The organism is Sunxiuqinia sp. (assembly GCF_055140945.1).
In genome coordinates, this window is the sequence record NZ_JBSQYS010000009.1 from 1 (window position 1) to 19210 (window position 19210).

Consider the following 19210-nt stretch of genomic DNA (forward strand, 5'->3'; position numbering starts at 1 on the left):
TAGGTGATGTAGAAATTGGTGATAACAGTAGCGTTTGGTACAGTGCAGTTATACGCGGAGATGTTCACTACATAAAAATAGGCAAAAACTCCAACGTGCAAGATTGTGCGGTGATACACGCGACCTACCAAAAATCGCCAACCAACATTGGCAATAACGTCATCATTGCTCATGGGGCAATTATACATGGCTGTACCATAAACGACAATGTGATGATTGGAATGAATGCCGTGGTGCTCGACAACGCTGTGGTAGAAAGCAATACCATTATTGCTGCCGGATCGGTTGTTACCAAAGGAACCATTGTTGAAGCCGGAAGTGTGTATGCCGGTATTCCTGCCAAGAAAGTAAAATCGATAGGTACTGATCTGCTGGAAGGCGAGATTCACCGTATTGCCAACGCTTACGGCATGTATGCCAGTTGGTATAAAGAGTAAAAAAGAATAAATAATTTATAACGCTGCGTTATTCTGATCAGGGAATAACCGGGATTCTTCAATTGCAAAAATAACCAATGAAAACCATTACAGGTTCTTGCTCTTCATTGGTCAACAAAAAATACTCGACAAAAAATTTTAACACCTCATTAAGCATGAATACAAAACCCACACTCTTAATATTAGCAGCCGGAATGGGAAGCCGTTATGGCGGATTGAAACAAGTTGAACCGATTGGTCCTAATGGGGAAACCATTCTGGAATATTCGATATTTGATGCCATTCGTGCCGGATTTGGCAAAGTAGTTTTCGTTATCCGCGAAAGTTTCGCTGATGCTTTTAAAAAACAATTTGCCGGGAAACTGGACGGTAACATTGAAGTGAAATATGTTTACCAGGAGCTGGATCGTTTACCCGATGGATATAGTCTGCCCGAAGGACGGGAAAAGCCGTGGGGAACCGGACATGCCATTCTGATGGCTAAAGATGTGATTCAAGAACCATTTGCTGCGATTAATGCTGATGATTTTTACGGACGTGAATCGTTCCGGGTAGCAGCTGATTTTTTAACAAGCGAAGTTGCAGCGGATAACTACAGCATGGTAGGCTACCAGGTAAAAAATACTTTGTCGGAGTTTGGCACGGTTTCTCGTGGGATTTGCAAAACCGATGAAAGCAGCAATTTAGTGCAGATTACCGAGCGTCACCAAATTGCCCGGGAGAATGGCCGGATTACGTTTACAGATGACAATGATAACAAAGTTGTGGTAGACGACAACACGCTTGCATCGATGAACTTTTGGGGCTTCCACCCCAGCCTGTTCCAACATTTGGAGAATCAGTTTAAGCAGTTTTTAGATGAAAAAATGGAGACTCCAAAATCGGAATTCTACATCCCGAGCGTGGTATTTGAATTGATCAGAACCGGACAAGCACAAGCAAAAGTGCTGGATGCCGACTCGCAATGGTTTGGAGTAACTTACCCGGAGGATAAGCCTTTTGTAGTTGAACAAGTAAAAAAACTAACAGAACAAGGCGACTACCCGAAAAAGCTTTGGTAAAGAGCAAAACCGGGGTTTCACCCCAAACCCCAGTGACTTTTTTGCCTTGTCGTTCCAGACGGGATTTCATTTCTTTTCCTTACCCCGAAAGGGTTATACAATAATAGCCCCAGGCAACGCCTGGGGGAAAATGCATTAGTAGTTGAAATGGCGCAATCAATAGGTGTTGAATTGTGGTGAACGTTTTATGCGCCATAATGGAAAATGGTTTTGAAATGTGTCAATCGGATGTTGTGCTTTTTTACCCCTAAATCCCCTAAAGGGAACCTTGTGGCCTACTGGAATTCAATTGCATGCGACTCTATAGCTATCGAAATTTATGCCAATTGGTTGGGGCGTTGCCCCAAGCCCTAGTTCCTTTTCTCCTTGGATGAGAAAAGGAACCAAAAAAATCAAGTCAAAACCGAACCCTCGTCCGGGCGTTTTGACGGCCATCGCGCTTTTCTCCTATCGGTGAAGTTGAGGAATTGGTACTGAATACTGTGACTGGACACTGCGACTTTCCTTTCCTTGTTTTCTGGTTCAAAACCCTCGCAGGCCGCGCTTTTCTCCTGTTGGTGACGTAGAGGACCCGCTACTGAATACTGTGACCGGACACTGCGACTTTTCACCCCTAAATCTCAAAAAATGACATTTCTTCGGAAACAGAGGCCATCAAACCAATCAAATGTTCATCTAAAAAACGGGTTGAAAAACATTGATTTTGTTCGTTCGTGTGAGAAATGGGCTTGTTTACACCCCAAAACAGCTCATTCATAAAACACTTCGGAAATATTATGTCATTCAGCTTTCAATGTCCTAACTTGTTACCTGTTAATTCATTTTTCTAATTTTTTAATTCATACGCATGGAAAACAAAATCAACAATCAACTTCCGGATGATGTGGCAACCGAAGCCCTAACAAAAGTCACTGAACTATCAACCCTGTTACAACCTTACCTGATCGCGTTAAATGCCGACGAACGAAAGTCGTTACCTAAAATGAGTGATGGTACGGCTCCGTTTGTGGAGAAATGCCTCGACTATTGCCAGTCCGATCCGCAGTTTGCACCACCCTACCTCAATACCGATGGGTTTAATGTGGATATGAATGTTTGGGAAAAGCTGAACACGATTATTCATCCGGTTTTGCAACTGGCCCAAAACCTGGATGACACGACCACCGAAGCCGGATCGGAAAGCTACACCGCTGCACTGACCTATTACAACTCGGTGAAGCAGGCTGCCAAAATGAGTGTTCCGGGTGCAAAACCAATTTACGAGGACCTGAAAAAGCGATTTTCGAGTAATGGTAGCCGAAAACAAGCCGAACAACCTGAATAAGCAGAAACGGTTCAGCGCTAAAACGGGGATCATCACGATCTTCGTTTTTTTATTCTAACTACACGCTCCCACACTTATTTCTGAACCAGTCTACCCGAATAGAACTGCAGTTTAGTTAAACATGACCCGAGTTTGTTTAACAGCGACTGGAGTCACCATTTCCCTGACTCCGGTTTGCTTTTTGGTGACTTCGCCCACCCATTACCCGGGCGAAGTTTACTTTTTACCGACTCAAGTTATCATTTACCCAACTGCAGTCACCATTTTCCTGACTCAAGTTATCATTTACCCGACTGCAGTTACCTTTTTACCGACTCGAGTCGGTTTTGAAGTGGGGGGGGGTGTTAAATAGACCTTATTTTGAATGAAACTAAATTATCGCTATCAAAATTAATTATTCTGTAAACTTAGCTATCTTGTACCGCTGTATAACAATACGGTATGGATTTTCAGAGCACAATCAAACTTAGGCGGGCAACTCATTTATTGGAACAAAGCGCAAACATACGTTACATTCAAACGATACTTGGATATGAATCGAGCAAAAGAACTGAAATAAAATTCGATATAGAAAAAATAACAACACCTTTGAGTACTTGCTCAATCGTTAGGCACAATTTTAAAAAACGACATCATTAATAAAATAACCATGATTTTAAAGGAATTTTTACTAACGAAAAACGTAGATATTGACTCAAATAAATCTGTACTAGCAAATCAGCTAAAAGCAGATTTAAGCTCACAAGATTATCACATTGACTTCAATAAAGACACAGACGACTTGTCTGAAGAAGATATTTATCAAATTGGTCGTAGTTTACTTCTTCCTAATTTTAGTAAAGCGTTCCAAAAATCAGAGTTGATTGAAAGAATGAAAAAAGATATTATTCAGGAAAAATCTAAATAGCATGAATGATAAAACAAATCTTGATAACAATAAAACAGACATTGTTGCAAAAATAGCCAAGTCTGCAGTGGGTGTTGTTCCATTTGCTGGAGGTTTATTGTCTGAGATTGTAGATACTGTAATTCCCAACCAAAGAATTGACAGACTTTCTAAATATATTCAAGAGCTTGATAAAAGACTTACTAAAATTCAATCAGAAAAGATAAGTGAGTTAATATCAGACGAGAGATTTATTGATTTAATTGAAGAAGGTTTTATACAGGCATCAAGAGCAACTTCCGATGAAAGACGTAAATATATTGCTTCAATAATTGCAAACGGAATTAATGATGAAGCAATTGAATTCCAGGATTCAAAATATTTACTTAAGCTTTTATCAGAGTTAAATGACTTGGAAATTATTTGGTTAAGGTTTTATCTCGACCCAACAACAAGTGGGGACATTGCTTTCAGGAGTAAGCATAAAAATATTTTGACACCGATAAGTGCATATAAAGGAGCAGATAAAGAAACATTTAATAAATCTTCACTTCAAGATAGCTATAAAGAACATTTAGAGAGACTTAAATTAATTGAAAGTCGTTTGCAGTTTGACAGAAAGACAGGATTCCCAGATTTTAATAAGACAACCGGAAAACCAAAGACATCCAGTCGTAGAATTACATACTTAGGGAAAATGTTACTTGAGCAAATCGGTTTGACAACTTAAACATAAAAAAACAGTGCCTAACACAATTAAAAACAAAATAAACCAATCATGGCAGAATTAGACTTTAAACTACCCTATTCTTCATTCTCAGAATTGAAGAAACTTCTAATTGCTTTTGCAAAAAGCAAAAGTCCTTCATCATTAGATGATTTGAACAAACTAACTAGTATTCCAAAAACGTCCATTAGTACCAATAATGGATTCTTAGAATCGATAGGAATAATAACTGGAGGTAAAAAGAAGGAAGCAACGGAAGAGGGTAAAAAGCTAGGTCTTTCGCTTGCAAACAACATGGAAGATGAATCTATCAAAATACTACATTCATTTCTAGTTGCAAACCATTTCTTGGAGTCCATGATAACAGCACTCGGAATAAAACCTCGCACGACTGAAGACTTTCAATCACATATTGCCTATTCGCTAAGTAAAGAACTGAAAGGTTACGTTAAAACTGGAACAGGGGCTGTGATTGAAATGATGTTATTTACCAATCTTGTTGAGGAAAAGGATGGATTACTATCACCCACAAAAGCTAGTGCTGCTCCAGTCAAGTCTGTGCCACCAAAAACTAAAAGTGACGAACAACAAATTGATTCGACTTCAACAATAGATACACCATCAGTTACCCGAAAAATAACAAATGAATTGGGGCAAAATGTCACGTTAAACATTAACATTCAATTGACTATACCAGACACAGATGATGAAAAAGTATATGAGAATTTTTTCAAAGCTATGAAAAAACATCTGCTGTAAGAATAATCTATGTCTGACTTCAGGAACATTATACAATCTTGCAAAGAGTTTAAGAAAGAGGCAATTGAGCTCCTTGGAATTGATCAAAGTTTTCATGAATTTGAGGAACATCATGGACTTTTTGAAGCTGTAATAATTACAGCTTCTTCTGATGAGTTTGAATCTGTTAAGTCAATTGTAGATTCAATAAAACCAGTAATATTCAACAAGAATGATTCTACTATTTACTATCAAGGAACAATTCAATCGAAAAAAAAGGCTATTAAGGTATTGATACCGTTTCCCTATAGTATGGGACTTGAGGCTGCATCCTCACTCACAACCAAAGTCATTAGCAACTTTCGACCTCGTTATATTTTTATGGTTGGCATTTGTGCAGGAAACAAAAATCTATGCAAGATAGGAGACGTAATTATTGCAGAAAAGTCGCTCAATTATCATAGTATTGTTGAGATTGAAAGAAAGGATGAAAGCAAGGATAAAAAATTCATGCATAACTTATGCTCCATTAATGGGCATCTAAAAAACCAGCTAGAGCTATATACAAAATCAAAAGCAATCCAAAGCATCAAGGAAAGCTATCCACATAAAAGCAAGATTGAGTCACCTTTAAAAGCACATATAGGACTCCTAGTTACAGGTAGTTCATTACTGAGAAGTAGCGCCATAATGAAAGAAATTAATGATGTTTATATTGGGGTGAAAGGACTAGACATGGAGACATATGGCCTGTATTATTCTGCAACTCAAGTATTTAAGGACTATGCTCCGAACTTCTTGTCAGTGAAAAGTGTAAATGATTATGGCGACAATACTGAACATAAATTAGAAACGAATGAGAGAAGAAACTATAGTCTTTATACTAGTTCAAATACTCTGAAAAGGTTTATTAATGAATATTTAGAATAACTACTGCACACAACAAATAGGGCTTTAAGCGGCACGTAGTGCCCAGCTTTGAGCCCGGGTTGAACTACAATCCGGAGCCTCCTACTCCCGCTCGAATCCTTTCGCGTGGTTTTGTTTCACTGCCACACGATACAATAGTGAGACAGCGTGGTAAATAAAGAACACTCGTCATTGACACAGACGTTAGGCACCGATGACTGAAACAGAACAGACAAATATCGATTAAATGTTAGATTTCAAAGACATAAAAATAGATACTAAAAAATCAATTGAAAAAGATAGAATGGTTTATAAAAGTAAATGGTTTCATCTTTTTCTCGACAAACTATTGTTTTTATTCATCTTTATTTCTTCTTTAATATCCTATTTAATGGTCCTCTCAATTGACAACCCATACTCCTCGACAGAGAATGCTTGGATGTTTTATATTCCTGTTATCGTAATTGCCGGTGGCTTGACAATCTCTGGATTTAATACCGACAGATTGAAAAGAATTAGGGGAACTAAAAAGGAAATAAACCAACAATATATCAATGAGATAATAAGTGAACTAAAATGGGACTCAGAAATTAGTAATCGGGACATGACAATCTTGACTCCATCATCAGAATATCTGTATAATGGTGGTCGACAAGTGACAATTATTTATGATGAATCTGATATTTTGGTTAATAGTGTTGCCTATTCGTTTTTTGCAGGAGTCTCACCTTTTCATTTTTTGAGTAATCGCTCAATAGTTAGAACGATAAAGAAACGATTTGAAGAAAAAATAAATAACAACAGCACATAGTCTGTTAAGCCAGTGGAATTCCCCTCCTAACTTCTCTCAAACAGTACGTGAACCTCTCAATTCATAAGGCTCTTATGATGCAGTCAACTTTTATCAAACTAATTGATAGCCCATAATGATATAATAGGTTTGGATACGATATATACAGACATTATCCTTTAACAAAGGAAATATGTACCTTCATCTCATCAGAATTTCCAATTTTAATGGAATTCGATGGAACTTACGTTTCAACGTTTTCAGAGCTTTCAGTAACGTACCAAAATTAGAATGACTAAAAAGAAATCAAAACAAATCGTTAGAATTTTATTGTTCTTGGGAACAATAATCTCATTGTATTTTGTTCCGTGGCCGATTGTAACAGCTTGGATCATGCCACTACCCAATACCACTCAGGAGCAAGTAGATAAAGCTGCAGATTACGGATTTGATGGTATTGTTGTTTGTGTCAACAGAAAAGGGAATCAATCAGAATTTTACACATCGGGATATAAAAACAGAGAAAACAGAATTCCGGCCGACCCCAATGCCTTATTTAAAATTGCAAGTGTGAGTAAATTGTATAACGCCCTGGCGGTTACAAAGCTGGTGTCTGATGGAAAATTATCTTTAGACAAGACACTCGCAGATTATTTGCCCGAATTAAATGGCAGAATAGAATACGCAGATAACATCACGTTGCGAATGTTGGTTACCCATAGAAGTGGTATTCCGAACTATACGGACACCTATATGTATTGGGTGGCTCCAAAAGAGACAGCAGATGAAAACCTTGCTTTGGTGTTGGATAAACCCGCCAACTTTAAACCCGGCGAAGATTATGAATATTCCAACACCAATTACTTATTACTAGGCCGGATAATGAACCGAGTACTTGGGTATGCTACATTCCAATATATTCAAGAGGAAATTTTAAACCCACTGAATCTCAAGCATACTTTTGGCTCTATTCAGGATGTAAACATTGATGATGTGATGAGTGGCTATTATGTGGGTTATGATACGGATTTAAAAACGAATAATATTGGCTCGATACTGGCAACAGCAGAAGATTTGAGCAAATTTATCCGAGCGTTAAATGATGGCTCTGTTTTTAGAGATAAAAAAGAACAAGAAATTTATTCTTCCATTTATAAGTATGAGCACACAGGCCTGATACCGGGATACCAAACGATTGCCAAATATCATAAGGATATAGATGCGGTCGTCATTCAATTTACAAACACGGTAAACTTTGATGGCTACAATTGGAATATGTCAGAAATAATGTATAACCGGATCGTTAAAATATTGAAAAAGAACGACCAGCCACAGTAGCGATATCGGGCAACTTTTCCGAAGTAGGACAGCATAAGCTTCATAAGCTCGTTTTCGCAAGCGTTCGGGCTAATCGTTGAGTTACTACCCAACCTGAAGAACCAAGACCGGACGCATATCCGAAAGCAGGGCGTTTATACAAAAATCCCCTTATTGCTTAAAGATGCAATAAAGGGATATCTCAGGTTCTGATTTTTTTGGTGAGCTTTAGAAAGCTATTTCACCAGTTTTCGATACTTAATTCGGTGTGGGCCTTCGTCGCCTAAACGTTTCTTTTTGTTCTCTTCGTACTCGGAGTAACTCCCTTCAAAATAATGAACGTGTGAATCTCCCTCGAAAGCCAGGATATGGGTCGCTATACGATCCAGGAACCAACGGTCGTGGGAAATTACCACGGCACAACCGGCAAAGCTTTCCAGTCCTTCTTCCAGTGCCCGTAAGGTGTTGACGTCAATATCGTTGGTTGGCTCATCGAGTAGCAGTACATTGCCTTCCTCTTTTAAAGCCATGGCTAAATGAAGTCGGTTACGCTCACCACCCGAAAGTACGCCACATTTTTTCTCCTGGTCTGCTCCGCCAAAGTTAAACCGCGACACATAGGCACGCGCATTTAGTTGTCGGTTACCCATTTGGATCAGTTCATTTCCACCCGAAATAACCTGATAAACTGTTTTGTCCGGATCGATCGCAGCGTGAGATTGATCGACGTACGAGATTTTCACGGTATCACCAACTTCAAACGTCCCTTTATCGGCTTCAAGCTGTTTCATGATCAACTTAAACAAGGTTGTTTTACCGGCACCGTTAGGCCCAATTACGCCAACAATGCCGTTTGGAGGCAAAACAAAATCAAGGTCATCAAACAACAAGCGGTCGCCAAATCCTTTCGCTACCTGATGCGCTTCAATTACTTTTTCACCTAAGCGAGGTCCGTTCGGGATAAAGATCTCCAGCTTTTCTTCCTTTTGCTTGGTATCTTCACTCATCAATTGGTCGTAGGCATTCAAACGAGCTTTTGCTTTTGCATGTCGCGCCTTTGGAGCCATTTTAATCCACTCAAGCTCGCGTTGCAGGGTCTTCTGTCGTTTCGACGTTTGCTTCTCTTCCTGCGCCAGTCGCTTTGATTTTTGCTCTAACCAGGATGAGTAATTTCCTTTCCAGGGAATGCCCTCTCCCCGATCAAGTTCTAAAATCCATCCGGCCACATTGTCAAGGAAGTACCGGTCGTGCGTAATACAAATTACGGTTCCCTTGTATTGTTGCAGGTGCAGTTCCAACCATTGTACCGATTCGGCATCCAAGTGGTTGGTTGGTTCATCGAGCAATAAGACATCGGGCTCTTTTAGTAGCAAGCGGCACAAAGCCACCCGACGCTGTTCGCCTCCTGAAAGCTCTCCAACCTTTTGTTCTCCGGGAGGACAGCGCAACGCATCCATTGCCCGTTCTAATTTCGTGTCCAGGTTCCAGGCGTCAAATCGGTCAATCTTTTCCTGTAGTTTTTCCTGCTCCGATATTAAGGCTTCCATCTTATCCGGATCTTCCAGCACTTCGGGCTCGGCGAATTTAAGGTTTACGTCTTCGTACGCTTTTAACACATCAACAACTTCCTGAACACCTTCTTCGACGATTTCCTTAACCGTCTTTTCCGGATCGAGATGAGGTTCCTGCTCCAAATAACCAACCGTGTATCCGGGAGAAAAAACGACCTCTCCCTGGTATGATTTTTCGAGCCCTGCAATGATCTTGAGTAAGGTTGATTTACCGGAACCGTTTAACCCAATAATTCCAATCTTCGCTCCAAGGAAAAAAGAAAGCGAGATATCTTTAAGTACTTGTTTCTGCGGAGGGAAAGTTTTACTTACCCGATGCATCGAGAAAATGATTTGTTTATCGTCTGCCATATCTTGATTATTTCATTAGTATTAAATCTAAACCACTTTATCAGCTACCGTAAGCCAATTATCAGTTAGCAAAAATAAGGGAATTTCGTCACTTATATACCTAACTTTATCCATGTACTTAATAGATTAAAACAAATAGGTTTGAAAATCTTAGTTGTTGATGACAATCCAATAAATCTGAAATTTCTGTTCTACTCGTTACGAGGAGATTATGAAGTAGATACGACTGATGAAGGTCCAAAAGCTTTGCGTCTTTCAAAAGTCAACAAATACGATCTAATCCTGATGGATTTATGGATGCCTTTGATTGATGGGGCAGAAATAACCCGGCAAATAAGATCGTTAAATGACAACATCAACAACAAAACTCCGATCATTTTTTGCACCACCAGCACTGCCGATGCTGACAGGCAACGATGTTTTGATTTAGGAGCCACTGATTATCTCGTCAAACCTATTCAAGCAAAAGAGCTGAATGAGAAACTAAAGCATTACTTAGGCTGATAAAGCCTGAGCGTTTGCGTTATTCGTGAAAAAAGAAGAGCTGACCAAATGGTCAGCTCTTCTTTTTTAAGCTATTTTGATAACCGATGTTATTCGGTTTTCTTTTCTTCGTCATCAGCTTTTGGTTCCTCTTTTGCAGGCTCCTTTACTTCTTCAGCGGCAGCTTTTTCTTTCACTTCCTCTGCTTTTGGCTCTTCTACAACAGCTTCAGCTTTTGGTTCGGCAACTTCCTTTTTCTTCGGTTGAGTTGCAGCAGTATCTTCAGAAGATTTTTTAGCACCACCACGGCGTGAGCGACGTTTTTTAGGCTTATCTTCTTTAGCCGATAACAAGTTCTCGTTGTAATCAACTAATTCAATAACACACATTTCAGCATTGTCTCCCAAACGGTTACCGGTTTTCAGAATACGTGTGTATCCTCCCGGGCGTTCGCCTACTTTATCAGCTACATCTCTAAACAACTCTGCAACTGCAGTTTTGCTTTTCAATACGCTGAATACAATACGGCGTGAATGGGTTGTGTCATTTTTTGCTTTTGTAATAAGCGGTTCAACGTACATCTTCAGTGCTTTAGCTTTAGCTACCGTAGTAGTAATTCGCTTACTGAAAATCAGAGAGTTTGCCATATTTGACAACATGGCCTTCCGATGAGCAGTCTTCCTTCCAAGATGGTTGAATTTTTTATTATGTCTCATTTCTGCTTATTCCTTGTCAAGTTTATACTTACTAATGTCCATTCCGAACGTTAGATTCAAGTTGTTAAGAAGGTCATCCAACTCCGTCAACGACTTTTTACCGAAGTTTCTAAACTTCAATAAGTCATTACGATTGTAGGTAACCAGCTCACCTAAAGTTTCAACATCAGCAGCTTTCAAACAGTTAAGAGCACGAACCGAAAGGTCCATATCAACCAACTTGGTTTTCAATAACTGACGCATATGAAGCACTTCTTCGTCAAACTCTTCGTTTGCGAATTTCTCATCAGAGTCTAATGTAATTTTCTCATCAGAGAAGAGCATGAAGTGATAAATCAGAATTTTAGCAGCTTCTTTTAAAGCATCTTTAGGATGAATTGAGCCATCAGTCTGGATGTCTAAGATTAACTTTTCATAGTCAGTCTTTTGCTCCACACGATAGTTCTCAACAGCATACTTCACATTTTTAATTGGTGTGAAGATTGAATCGATCGGAATTAAACCAAACTCAGCATCTACAGGCTTATTTTCAGCGCTGGGCACATAGCCTCGGCCTTTGTTGATTGTTAATTCCACCTGCAATTTAACATCAGCTTCCATCCGGCAAATAACCAATTCAGGATTTAACACCCTAAAGCCAGTCATAAACTTGTTGATGTCGCCAGCAGTAAATTCTTCTTGACCGCTAATCGAAATAGAAACTTTCTCGCTGTCAAAATCTTCAACTTCGCGCTTGAAACGAATTTGCTTCAGGTTAAGAATGATTTCAGTAACATCTTCCATCACCCCTTTAACAGTTGCAAATTCATGATCAACGCCTTCGATTTTGAGCGTTGTAATTGCATAACCTTCTAAAGACGACAATAGGATCCGACGAAGAGCATTACCGATTGTGATACCATAACCGGGCTCCAATGGACGAAATTCGAATTTACCGAATTTCTCATCAGATTCGACCATTATTACTTTGTCAGGTTTTTGGAACGCTAATATTGCCATAATAATACTGAGTAATTTATTATTTAGAATACAACTCTACAATAAGTTGTTCTTTGATATTTTCAGGAATTTCTTCCCGCTCTGGGCGATTTAAAAACTTACCGCTCATTTGAGCGCCATCCCATTCCAACCAGGCGTATTTATTGTAACGGTGCGAAGTCAGCGCATCAGAAATTACTTCCAATGATTTTGATTTTTCGCGCACGCTAATAATATCGCCCGGACGAAGTTGAAATGAAGGAATATTAACTAATTCTCCATTTACCATGATGTGTTTATGAGTCACTAACTGACGGGCACCTGCACGAGAAGCAGCTAATCCAAGACGGAAAACAACGTTATCCAATCTTGCTTCCAGCAGTTGAAGCAATACCTCACCGGTAACACCTTTTGCTGCTGATGCTTTCTTAAACAAGTTCGAGAATTGCTTCTCTAAAACACCGTAAGTATATTTCGCCTTTTGCTTTTCTTTTAACTGAACACCATATTCAGACTTTTTACGTCTGCGACCAGTTTGCCCATGCATACCTGGTGGGTAGTTCTTCTTTTCAAGTACTTTATCGGGTCCGAAAATTGGTTCACCAAATTTTCTTGCGATTTTCGTTTTTGGTCCTGTATATCTAGCCATTACTTTTTCGTTAAAATATTAAACACGTCTTCTTTTCGATGGGCGGCAACCATTGTGTGGCAATGGTGTAACATCAACGATTTCACTCACTTGAATGCCCACGCTATTAATAGCTCGAATAGCTGATTCACGACCATTTCCTGGTCCTTTCACAAATACTTTAACCTTTCTTAGGCCTAGATCATATGCAGTTTTTGCACATTCTTCAGAGGCTACCTGAGCAGCATAAGGTGTATTCTTCTTCGATCCTCTAAAACCTTTTTTACCAGCTGATGACCAAGAGATAACTTCTCCGTTACTATTAGTCAATGAGATAATGATATTATTGAATGAAGAATGAATATGCGCCTGACCGGTAGCTTCCACATTAACAACTCTTTTCCTACTGGAACTTGTCTTTTTTGCCATAATTCAATTAATTATTTAGTGGCTTTTTTCTTATTAGCTACAGTTTTCTTTCTTCCTTTACGGGTACGGGCATTGTTTTTTGTACTTTGTCCGCGTACAGGAAGACCGATACGGTGGCGAATACCACGATAACAACCGATATCCATCAGTCGTTTAATGTTCAACTGGTTATCAGAGCGAAGTTCACCTTCTACTTTGAAATTATCATTGATCGCAGAACGAATAGCTGCAAATTGGTCATCAGTCCAATCTTGAACTTTCACATTTGGATCAACTCCAGCAGTGGCAAGGACCATGTTTGCACGACTACTTCCAATTCCGTAGATGTAAGTCAGTGCAACTTCTCCTCTTTTATTATTAGGAATATCAACTCCAACAATACGAGCCATAAATAAATTTTTTACAAAGTTAATTAATTATCCCTGACGCTGTTTGAACTTCGGATTCTTTTTGTTGATCACGTACAAACGGCCTTTTCTGCGTACTATTTTGCAGTCGGCGCTGCGCTTCTTAATGGATACTCTTACTTTCATTATTTCGTACTTTAATTTTTATATCTAAAAGTAATCCTTCCTTTGGTCAAGTCGTATGGAGACATCTCCACTTTCACTTTATCACCTGGAAGAATTTTGATATAATGCATTCGCATTTTACCAGAGATATGTGCTGTTATCACGTGCCCGTTTTCAAGTTCAACTCTAAACATGGCATTTGATAATGCTTCGATAATTGTTCCGTCTTGTTCTATTGAAGGCTGTTTTGCCATAAAAAATTAAGTTTTAATTCTTTTTGCTCTTGTTTTTACAATTACATCATTGAACCCGCTCCACCGGTACGTCCTTTGATTCGGCCTGATTTCATCAACCCATCATAGTGACGCATCAACAAGTGACTTTCAATTTGCTGTAAAGTATCTAAAACAACACCTACCAAAATCAACAGTGAAGTACCGCCATAAAAATAGGCGAACTGTGTATTGATCCCGGCAATCATCGCAAAAGCCGGCAAAATAGTTACAAATCCAAGGAAAATTGACCCTGGCAACGTAATACGAGACATGACCGTATCTAAGAATTCAACTGTTTTCTTTCCGGGTTTAACTCCAGGAATAAAGCCGCCATTCTTCTTCATATCTTCGGCCATCTGCACTGGATTTACTGTAATTGCCGTGTAAAAGTACGTAAACAATATGACCAGTACAAATTGAGTGAAGTTATACCAAAACCCGGTGTTATCAGCGAATGCAGCCGCAAAACCGCTTAAACTTTCCGAATTGGCAAACCCTGCAATACTCATTGGAACGAACATGATTGCTTGCGCGAAGATAATTGGCATAACTCCGGCAGCATTCACTTTCAAAGGTATATACTGACGTACTCCTCCGTATTGTTTGTTTCCTACAATACGTTTTGCATACTGAACTGGTATTCTGCGGGTACCTTGTACCAAAAGAATCGTTAGCATGAAAACAACAAATAGTAAAACAAACTCAACAAGGAACATAACCATACCTCCACCTGCTTGCTCAATACGGGAAACGAATTCCTGCACAATAGCTCCAGGCAAATTGGCAATAATACCAATCATGATAATCAGTGATATACCATTCCCTATCCCATTATCGGTAATGCGCTCTCCCAACCACATAACAAACATAGATCCAGCACACAGAATTATGGTTGATGTTACTGTGAACATCACACCTTGAACTGCAAAAGCCGATTCTGGTAATTGATACGTCAAGTTAGTCAAATACGCAGGTGCCTGGAATAGCAAAATTAACACAGTCAGATAACGGGTTATCTGGTTAATTTTTCTTCTTCCTGATTCACCTTCTTTTTGTAATCGTTGAAAATATGGGACGGCTATTCCCATCAACTGAATCACAATCGAAGCTGAAATGTAAGGCATAATCCCTAAAGCGAAAATAGATGCGTTTGAAAAAGCCCCTCCTGAAAACATATCCAATAACCCCAGCAACCCATCTGAAGTTTGGTTTTTCAATTCTCCCAGCTGTGCCGGGTCTATGCCAGGTAAGGCTACAAACGATCCTAATCGGTATATTAAAAGAAAGAATAGTGTAATTCCCAAACGAGACCTTAAGTCTTCAATCTTATAAATATTCTTTAGGGTTTCGATAAATTTTTTCATCAGGTTAGAGTGTTTCTGTGGTTCCTTCTAGTTTTTCGATAGCTGCTTTTGCTGATTCAGAAAAGGCATGTGCTTTCACATTTAATTTCAACTTCAACTCGCCGTTTCCTAAAATCTTTACCCGGTCGTTTTTAGCAGCCAGACCGGCACCAACCAATACCTCCACATCAATAGCCGTAAGCTTTTTGCTTTCGGCTAATATTTGTATAGAATCCAGGTTAATGGCTTTATATTCTACCCTGTTTATATTCTTGAATCCGAACTTAGGCACACGGCGTTGCAATGGCATTTGACCACCCTCGAAACCGCGTGTACGGCTATATCCTGATCTTGACTGAGCTCCTTTATGACCACGTGTTGAAGTACCACCACGTCCGGAGCCTTGGCCACGACCAATACGCTTATCCTTTTTTACGGATCCTGCTGCAGGTTTAAGATTACTTAAATCCATAATTGTTAGCTTAAACTATTTTAAATTTCTTCAACTTTCAACAAATGGCTCACTTTGCTAACCATCCCCAAAATTTGAGGAGTGGCTTCTTTTTCAACAGAGTGATTCAATTTCTTAATTCCAAGTGCTTCGATTGTTGCTTTCTGCACTTTGTTGGAACCAATTTTACTTTTTACTTGAGTAATTTTTATCTTAGCCATAGTTCCTATCCTTTATATACTTTTCCTAAAGAAACTCCACGGTGTTCGGCAACGGTATAAGCATCTCTCAGTTCGAGTAATGCGTTGAATGTTGCTTTAACCAGGTTGTGAGGGTTTGACGATCCTTTTGACTTTGCTAGGATGTCATGTACTCCAACACTCTCCAATACTGCACGCATCGCACCACCGGCTTTTACTCCGGTACCTGATGATGCAGGTTTTAAGAATACGCGGGCACCACCAAATTTGGCGAGTTGCTCATGTGGGATTGTTCCTTTGTGAATAGGAATTTTTACTAAATTCTTCTTCGCAGCGTCCACACCTTTTGCAATCGCGGTAGTTACTTCACTTGCTTTACCAAGTCCCCATCCAACAATGCCGTCTTCGTTACCTACTACAACAATTGCTGAAAAGCTGAAAGTTCTACCCCCTTTGGTCACTTTGGTTACACGATTAATTGCAACCAAACGGTCCTTAAGTTCAATGTCTGTTGTTTTGACTTTCTTAATACTTCCTGCCATAATCATTAAAATTTAAGGCCACCTTCACGGGCAGCTTCAGCTAATTGTTTTACTCTACCGTGATACAAATATCCATTACGATCGAACACAACATTTTCAATTCCGGCTGTTTTCGCTTTTTCAGCTAATGCTTTTCCAACTAATGCAGCTTGATTTACTTTATTGCCTTCTTGTTCGCTGATTTCTTTATTCAATGAAGAGACCGCAAGCAAAGTGCTTCCGTCCAAATCGTTAACCAATTGGGCGTAGATTTGCTTGTTGCTTCTAAATACACTTAAACGTGGTCTTTCAGAAGTTCCGGTTACGATTTTCCGGATTCTCTTTTTAATTCTATATCTTCTTTTGTGTTTCGTTAAAGCCATGGTTTCAAATTTTACTATTTAGCAGCGGCTGATTTACCAGCTTTACGTCTTAATTCTTCACCGACAAACTTCACACCTTTTCCTTTGTATGGTTCTGGTGCTCTGAATGAACGTATTTTGGCAGCAACTTGACCGATTAACTGTTTGTCACAGCTTTTTAAAGTTACAATTGGATTGTTTCTTTTATCGGTTACAGCTTCAACCTTAACCTCTTCAGGAAGATGCAGGTATGTATGGTGAGAGTACCCAAGTACCAAGTCTAACAGTTGCCCTTGGTTTTCGGCACGATAACCTACACCAACAAGTTCCAATTTAATTTCATAACCTTCGGAAACACCAAGTACCATGTTGCTAACCAATGAACGGTAAAGACCGTGCAATGCACGATGTCTTTTTTGGTCAGTTGGTCGCTTAACTACAACTTGGTTGTCTTCAATGGCTACTTCAATTTCCGGGTCTACCTTTTGCGAAAGCTCGCCAAGTTTTCCTTTAACGCTTACTACATTTTCGTTGGAAACGTTAATGGTTACTCCGGCTGGTATTTCGATTGGTAATTTACCTATCCTTGACATTACTATTCCTCCTTATTAATAAACGTAACATAAAACTTCACCACCTATATTGAGGTCGCGTGCTTCTTTGTCAGAAATCACTCCTCGGGAGGTTGATATGATTGCAACTCCCAAACCATTCAATACACGAGGGATATTATCGCTGTCGCAATATTGTCTCAAACCAGGCTTACTGATTCTTTTGATTGATTTGATGGCTGGCTGCTTTGTTTCAGGATGATATTTCAAGGCAATTTTAATGCTACCTTGGTAATTTACATCATCTTCAAACTTGTAGTTCAAAATATAACCTTTATCCTTCAGGATTTTGGTCATTTCCTTTTTTATATTTGACGCAGGGATATCAACAACACGTTGTTTTGCAGATTGTGCATTACGAACGCGTGTCAAAAAATCTGCTATCGGGTCTGTAATTTTACTCATTACTTTTGTAATTATTATTTACCAACTTGCTTTTTTAACACCTGGAATTAAACCTTCAGAGGCCATTTCGCGGAAATTAATCCGGCTAATTCCAAATTGGCGCATATAGCCTTTTGGACGTCCAGTTAATTTGCAACGATTGTGCATGCGTACCTTTGATGAATTCTTAGGTAGTTTTTGCAAACCTACGTAATCACCTTCTGCTTTAAGCTGAGCCCTTTTATCGGCGTATTTTTCAACAAGCTTCGCCCTTTTTACTTCGCGGGCTTTCATTGATTCTTTAGCCATAACTTAGTTCTTTTTTACGTTTTTAAAAGGTAAACCTAACTCTTTCAATAAAGCAAAACCTTCTTCATCAGAATCTGCAGTGGTAACAAAAGTAATGTTCATACCGTTAATACGGTTAACCTTGTCAATATTGATCTCCGGAAAAATAATTTGCTCAGGAATTCCAAGTGTGTAATTTCCTTGTCCGTCCATTTTACTCTCAATACCTCTAAAGTCACGAATACGTGGCAAAGAAATGTTGATCAGCCTTTCAAGAAATTCGTACATTCTCTCTTTTCTCAGTGTCACACGTACACCGATCGGCATTTTTTTCCTCAATTTAAAGTTAGAGATGTCCTTCTTCGATTTGGTTTGGACTGCTTTTTGACCGGCAATCATTGTCATTTCCTCTGTGGCAACTTCAATGATTTTTTTGTCGGCGATAGCAGCTCCAACTCCTTGGTTTAGAACAATTTTCTCTAATTTCGGAACCTGCATAACAGATTTATAGTCAAATTCCTTCTTTAAAGCAGGAATGACTTCTTCCGAATATTTTTTCTTAAGTGTTGGTGTATAAGCCATTACTTAATCTCCTCTCCAGATTTTTTAGAATAACGTACTAGTTTACCGCTGTCGGTGAGTTTACGACCGATGCGTGTCTTCCCACCTTCTTTGGGGTCAACGTGCATTAGGTTCGAGATGTGGATTGGTGCTTCCTTTTCAACAATACCTCCCTGCGGATTTTCCGCATTAGGTTTTGTGTGTTTTTTCACCATATTAACACCCTCCACAATTGCTCTGCTTTTTTCCCGAAACACTTCGAGAACACTGCCTTGTTTTCCTTTATCGTTTCCGGCAATAGCAACAACGGTGTCACCTTTTTTAATGTGTAATTTTGTCTGCATTTTGTTTTAATAT

At 39.2% G+C, this 19210-nt stretch carries 29 protein-coding genes; 11 read left to right on the forward strand and 18 right to left on the reverse strand.

Annotation, left to right across the window (positions count from 1 at the left end):
• The 10 genes from ACTB00_RS05590 to ACTB00_RS05635 all read left to right on the forward strand — a co-directional run.
• On the forward strand, positions 1 to 437 hold a 437-nt coding region (locus ACTB00_RS05590; protein ID WP_463298952.1), incomplete at its 5' end, for a gamma carbonic anhydrase family protein.
• Between the two features lie 155 nt (positions 438 to 592).
• Positions 593 to 1498: a nucleotidyltransferase family protein gene (locus tag ACTB00_RS05595; protein WP_463298953.1), complete on the forward strand. Its 906-nt coding sequence runs from the start codon at positions 593 to 595 to the stop codon at positions 1496 to 1498.
• Between the two features lie 847 nt (positions 1499 to 2345).
• Positions 2346 to 2822, forward strand: a complete 477-nt coding sequence (locus tag ACTB00_RS05600; protein ID WP_463298954.1) for a hypothetical protein — start codon at positions 2346 to 2348, stop codon at positions 2820 to 2822.
• 121 nt (positions 2823 to 2943) lie between these two features.
• The gene (locus ACTB00_RS05605; protein WP_463298955.1) at positions 2944 to 3174 is read left to right on the forward strand and encodes a hypothetical protein; all 231 of its coding nucleotides are present in this window, start codon (positions 2944 to 2946) and stop codon (positions 3172 to 3174) included.
• A 297-nt stretch (positions 3175 to 3471) separates the two neighbouring features.
• The gene (locus tag ACTB00_RS05610; protein WP_463298956.1) at positions 3472 to 3729 is read left to right on the forward strand and encodes a hypothetical protein; all 258 of its coding nucleotides are present in this window, start codon (positions 3472 to 3474) and stop codon (positions 3727 to 3729) included.
• Position 3730: 1 nt separating this feature from the next.
• Complete coding sequence (locus ACTB00_RS05615) at positions 3731 to 4438, forward strand: hypothetical protein (RefSeq protein ID WP_463298957.1); 708 nt, start codon at positions 3731 to 3733, stop codon at positions 4436 to 4438.
• A 48-nt stretch (positions 4439 to 4486) separates the two neighbouring features.
• Positions 4487 to 5194: a hypothetical protein gene (locus tag ACTB00_RS05620; RefSeq protein WP_463298958.1), complete on the forward strand. Its 708-nt coding sequence runs from the start codon at positions 4487 to 4489 to the stop codon at positions 5192 to 5194.
• 9 nt (positions 5195 to 5203) lie between these two features.
• Positions 5204 to 6103, forward strand: a complete 900-nt coding sequence (locus ACTB00_RS05625; protein ID WP_463298959.1) for a 5'-methylthioadenosine/S-adenosylhomocysteine nucleosidase family protein — start codon at positions 5204 to 5206, stop codon at positions 6101 to 6103.
• Positions 6104 to 6329: 226 nt separating this feature from the next.
• Complete coding sequence (locus tag ACTB00_RS05630; protein WP_463298960.1) at positions 6330 to 6893, forward strand: hypothetical protein; 564 nt, start codon at positions 6330 to 6332, stop codon at positions 6891 to 6893.
• A 315-nt stretch (positions 6894 to 7208) separates the two neighbouring features.
• A complete protein-coding gene (locus tag ACTB00_RS05635) occupies positions 7209 to 8210 on the forward strand; it encodes a serine hydrolase domain-containing protein (protein ID WP_463298961.1) in 1002 nt (333 codons plus the stop codon).
• Positions 8211 to 8425: 215 nt separating this feature from the next.
• On the opposite strand, the gene ettA is transcribed toward ACTB00_RS05635, so the two are convergent.
• The gene (gene ettA, locus ACTB00_RS05640) at positions 8426 to 10111 is read right to left on the reverse strand and encodes an energy-dependent translational throttle protein EttA (protein ID WP_463298962.1); all 1686 of its coding nucleotides are present in this window, start codon (positions 10109 to 10111) and stop codon (positions 8426 to 8428) included.
• Positions 10112 to 10252: 141 nt separating this feature from the next.
• Here ettA and ACTB00_RS05645 point away from each other — a divergent pair, with 141 nt between their 5' ends.
• Positions 10253 to 10615, forward strand: a complete 363-nt coding sequence (locus ACTB00_RS05645; RefSeq protein WP_463298963.1) for a response regulator — start codon at positions 10253 to 10255, stop codon at positions 10613 to 10615.
• Positions 10616 to 10704: 89 nt separating this feature from the next.
• Here the strand turns inward: ACTB00_RS05645 and rplQ are convergent, their stop codons facing one another.
• From rplQ to rplX, 17 genes are read right to left on the reverse strand one after another with little or no spacing between them, the layout of a single operon-like run.
• The gene (gene rplQ, locus ACTB00_RS05650) at positions 10705 to 11310 is read right to left on the reverse strand and encodes a 50S ribosomal protein L17 (RefSeq protein ID WP_463298964.1); all 606 of its coding nucleotides are present in this window, start codon (positions 11308 to 11310) and stop codon (positions 10705 to 10707) included.
• 6 nt (positions 11311 to 11316) lie between these two features.
• The gene (locus ACTB00_RS05655; protein ID WP_159520763.1) at positions 11317 to 12309 is read right to left on the reverse strand and encodes a DNA-directed RNA polymerase subunit alpha; all 993 of its coding nucleotides are present in this window, start codon (positions 12307 to 12309) and stop codon (positions 11317 to 11319) included.
• Positions 12310 to 12328: 19 nt separating this feature from the next.
• The gene (gene rpsD, locus ACTB00_RS05660; RefSeq protein WP_159520768.1) at positions 12329 to 12937 is read right to left on the reverse strand and encodes a 30S ribosomal protein S4; all 609 of its coding nucleotides are present in this window, start codon (positions 12935 to 12937) and stop codon (positions 12329 to 12331) included.
• 18 nt (positions 12938 to 12955) lie between these two features.
• A complete protein-coding gene (gene rpsK, locus ACTB00_RS05665; protein WP_159520769.1) occupies positions 12956 to 13345 on the reverse strand; it encodes a 30S ribosomal protein S11 in 390 nt (129 codons plus the stop codon).
• An 11-nt stretch (positions 13346 to 13356) separates the two neighbouring features.
• Positions 13357 to 13734 (reverse strand): 30S ribosomal protein S13, encoded by a 378-nt coding sequence (gene rpsM, locus ACTB00_RS05670; protein WP_159520770.1) that lies wholly within the window; start codon positions 13732 to 13734, stop codon positions 13357 to 13359.
• 27 nt (positions 13735 to 13761) lie between these two features.
• The gene (gene ykgO / locus ACTB00_RS05675) at positions 13762 to 13878 is read right to left on the reverse strand and encodes a type B 50S ribosomal protein L36 (protein WP_081782363.1); all 117 of its coding nucleotides are present in this window, start codon (positions 13876 to 13878) and stop codon (positions 13762 to 13764) included.
• Positions 13879 to 13889: 11 nt separating this feature from the next.
• Complete coding sequence (gene infA, locus ACTB00_RS05680; RefSeq protein ID WP_053187509.1) at positions 13890 to 14111, reverse strand: translation initiation factor IF-1; 222 nt, start codon at positions 14109 to 14111, stop codon at positions 13890 to 13892.
• A 41-nt stretch (positions 14112 to 14152) separates the two neighbouring features.
• Positions 14153 to 15496, reverse strand: a complete 1344-nt coding sequence (secY, locus tag ACTB00_RS05685; RefSeq protein WP_159520771.1) for a preprotein translocase subunit SecY — start codon at positions 15494 to 15496, stop codon at positions 14153 to 14155.
• A gap of 4 nt (positions 15497 to 15500) precedes the next feature.
• Positions 15501 to 15947: a 50S ribosomal protein L15 gene (rplO, locus tag ACTB00_RS05690; RefSeq protein WP_463298965.1), complete on the reverse strand. Its 447-nt coding sequence runs from the start codon at positions 15945 to 15947 to the stop codon at positions 15501 to 15503.
• A gap of 20 nt (positions 15948 to 15967) precedes the next feature.
• Entirely contained in the window at positions 15968 to 16147 is a 180-nt protein-coding gene (rpmD, locus tag ACTB00_RS05695; RefSeq protein ID WP_321287039.1) for a 50S ribosomal protein L30, read from the reverse strand.
• Between the two features lie 5 nt (positions 16148 to 16152).
• Entirely contained in the window at positions 16153 to 16668 is a 516-nt protein-coding gene (rpsE, locus tag ACTB00_RS05700) for a 30S ribosomal protein S5 (RefSeq protein WP_159520776.1), read from the reverse strand.
• A gap of 5 nt (positions 16669 to 16673) precedes the next feature.
• Entirely contained in the window at positions 16674 to 17030 is a 357-nt protein-coding gene (gene rplR / locus ACTB00_RS05705) for a 50S ribosomal protein L18 (protein WP_159520777.1), read from the reverse strand.
• A gap of 14 nt (positions 17031 to 17044) precedes the next feature.
• Entirely contained in the window at positions 17045 to 17602 is a 558-nt protein-coding gene (gene rplF / locus ACTB00_RS05710; RefSeq protein WP_463298966.1) for a 50S ribosomal protein L6, read from the reverse strand.
• A gap of 15 nt (positions 17603 to 17617) precedes the next feature.
• Complete coding sequence (gene rpsH, locus ACTB00_RS05715) at positions 17618 to 18025, reverse strand: 30S ribosomal protein S8 (RefSeq protein ID WP_159520781.1); 408 nt, start codon at positions 18023 to 18025, stop codon at positions 17618 to 17620.
• Positions 18026 to 18043: 18 nt separating this feature from the next.
• Positions 18044 to 18313 (reverse strand): 30S ribosomal protein S14, encoded by a 270-nt coding sequence (gene rpsN, locus ACTB00_RS05720; protein ID WP_159520783.1) that lies wholly within the window; start codon positions 18311 to 18313, stop codon positions 18044 to 18046.
• Positions 18314 to 18316: 3 nt separating this feature from the next.
• Positions 18317 to 18874, reverse strand: coding sequence for a 50S ribosomal protein L5 (rplE, locus tag ACTB00_RS05725; protein WP_463298967.1), 558 nt, complete (start codon positions 18872 to 18874; stop codon positions 18317 to 18319).
• Positions 18874 to 19197: a 50S ribosomal protein L24 gene (gene rplX, locus ACTB00_RS05730; protein ID WP_463298968.1), complete on the reverse strand. Its 324-nt coding sequence runs from the start codon at positions 19195 to 19197 to the stop codon at positions 18874 to 18876. The genes rplE and rplX overlap by 1 nt, the downstream gene beginning before the upstream one ends.
• Between the last annotated feature and the right edge of the window lie 13 nt (positions 19198 to 19210).

What these genes read in the sequence shown, in the direction of transcription:
- rpsE (WP_159520776.1), bottom strand. Translation starts at nt 16,668, where the DNA reads ATGGCAGGAAGTATTAAGAAAGTCAAAACAACAGACATTGAACTTAAG.
- rplE (WP_463298967.1), bottom strand. Translation starts at nt 18,874, where the DNA reads ATGGCTTATACACCAACACTTAAGAAAAAATATTCGGAAGAAGTCATT.
- ACTB00_RS05630 (WP_463298960.1), top strand. Translation starts at nt 6,330, where the DNA reads ATGTTAGATTTCAAAGACATAAAAATAGATACTAAAAAATCAATTGAA.
- ACTB00_RS05600 (WP_463298954.1), top strand. Translation starts at nt 2,346, where the DNA reads ATGGAAAACAAAATCAACAATCAACTTCCGGATGATGTGGCAACCGAA.
- rpsK (WP_159520769.1), bottom strand. Translation starts at nt 13,345, where the DNA reads ATGGCAAAAAAGACAAGTTCCAGTAGGAAAAGAGTTGTTAATGTGGAA.
- rplQ (WP_463298964.1), bottom strand. Translation starts at nt 11,310, where the DNA reads ATGAGACATAATAAAAAATTCAACCATCTTGGAAGGAAGACTGCTCAT.
- rpsD (WP_159520768.1), bottom strand. Translation starts at nt 12,937, where the DNA reads ATGGCTAGATATACAGGACCAAAAACGAAAATCGCAAGAAAATTTGGT.
- ACTB00_RS05620 (WP_463298958.1), top strand. Translation starts at nt 4,487, where the DNA reads ATGGCAGAATTAGACTTTAAACTACCCTATTCTTCATTCTCAGAATTG.
- infA (WP_053187509.1), bottom strand. Translation starts at nt 14,111, where the DNA reads ATGGCAAAACAGCCTTCAATAGAACAAGACGGAACAATTATCGAAGCA.
- ACTB00_RS05655 (WP_159520763.1), bottom strand. Translation starts at nt 12,309, where the DNA reads ATGGCAATATTAGCGTTCCAAAAACCTGACAAAGTAATAATGGTCGAA.
- rpsH (WP_159520781.1), bottom strand. Translation starts at nt 18,025, where the DNA reads ATGAGTAAAATTACAGACCCGATAGCAGATTTTTTGACACGCGTTCGT.
- rpmD (WP_321287039.1), bottom strand. Translation starts at nt 16,147, where the DNA reads ATGGCTAAGATAAAAATTACTCAAGTAAAAAGTAAAATTGGTTCCAAC.
- ACTB00_RS05610 (WP_463298956.1), top strand. Translation starts at nt 3,472, where the DNA reads ATGATTTTAAAGGAATTTTTACTAACGAAAAACGTAGATATTGACTCA.
- ACTB00_RS05605 (WP_463298955.1), top strand. Translation starts at nt 2,944, where the DNA reads ATGACCCGAGTTTGTTTAACAGCGACTGGAGTCACCATTTCCCTGACT.
- ettA (WP_463298962.1), bottom strand. Translation starts at nt 10,111, where the DNA reads ATGGCAGACGATAAACAAATCATTTTCTCGATGCATCGGGTAAGTAAA.
- rpsN (WP_159520783.1), bottom strand. Translation starts at nt 18,313, where the DNA reads ATGGCTAAAGAATCAATGAAAGCCCGCGAAGTAAAAAGGGCGAAGCTT.
- rpsM (WP_159520770.1), bottom strand. Translation starts at nt 13,734, where the DNA reads ATGGCTCGTATTGTTGGAGTTGATATTCCTAATAATAAAAGAGGAGAA.
- ACTB00_RS05615 (WP_463298957.1), top strand. Translation starts at nt 3,731, where the DNA reads ATGAATGATAAAACAAATCTTGATAACAATAAAACAGACATTGTTGCA.
- rplO (WP_463298965.1), bottom strand. Translation starts at nt 15,947, where the DNA reads ATGGATTTAAGTAATCTTAAACCTGCAGCAGGATCCGTAAAAAAGGAT.
- rplX (WP_463298968.1), bottom strand. Translation starts at nt 19,197, where the DNA reads ATGCAGACAAAATTACACATTAAAAAAGGTGACACCGTTGTTGCTATT.
- ACTB00_RS05625 (WP_463298959.1), top strand. Translation starts at nt 5,204, where the DNA reads ATGTCTGACTTCAGGAACATTATACAATCTTGCAAAGAGTTTAAGAAA.
- secY (WP_159520771.1), bottom strand. Translation starts at nt 15,496, where the DNA reads ATGAAAAAATTTATCGAAACCCTAAAGAATATTTATAAGATTGAAGAC.
- ACTB00_RS05595 (WP_463298953.1), top strand. Translation starts at nt 593, where the DNA reads ATGAATACAAAACCCACACTCTTAATATTAGCAGCCGGAATGGGAAGC.
- ykgO (WP_081782363.1), bottom strand. Translation starts at nt 13,878, where the DNA reads ATGAAAGTAAGAGTATCCATTAAGAAGCGCAGCGCCGACTGCAAAATA.
- rplR (WP_159520777.1), bottom strand. Translation starts at nt 17,030, where the DNA reads ATGGCTTTAACGAAACACAAAAGAAGATATAGAATTAAAAAGAGAATC.
- rplF (WP_463298966.1), bottom strand. Translation starts at nt 17,602, where the DNA reads ATGTCAAGGATAGGTAAATTACCAATCGAAATACCAGCCGGAGTAACC.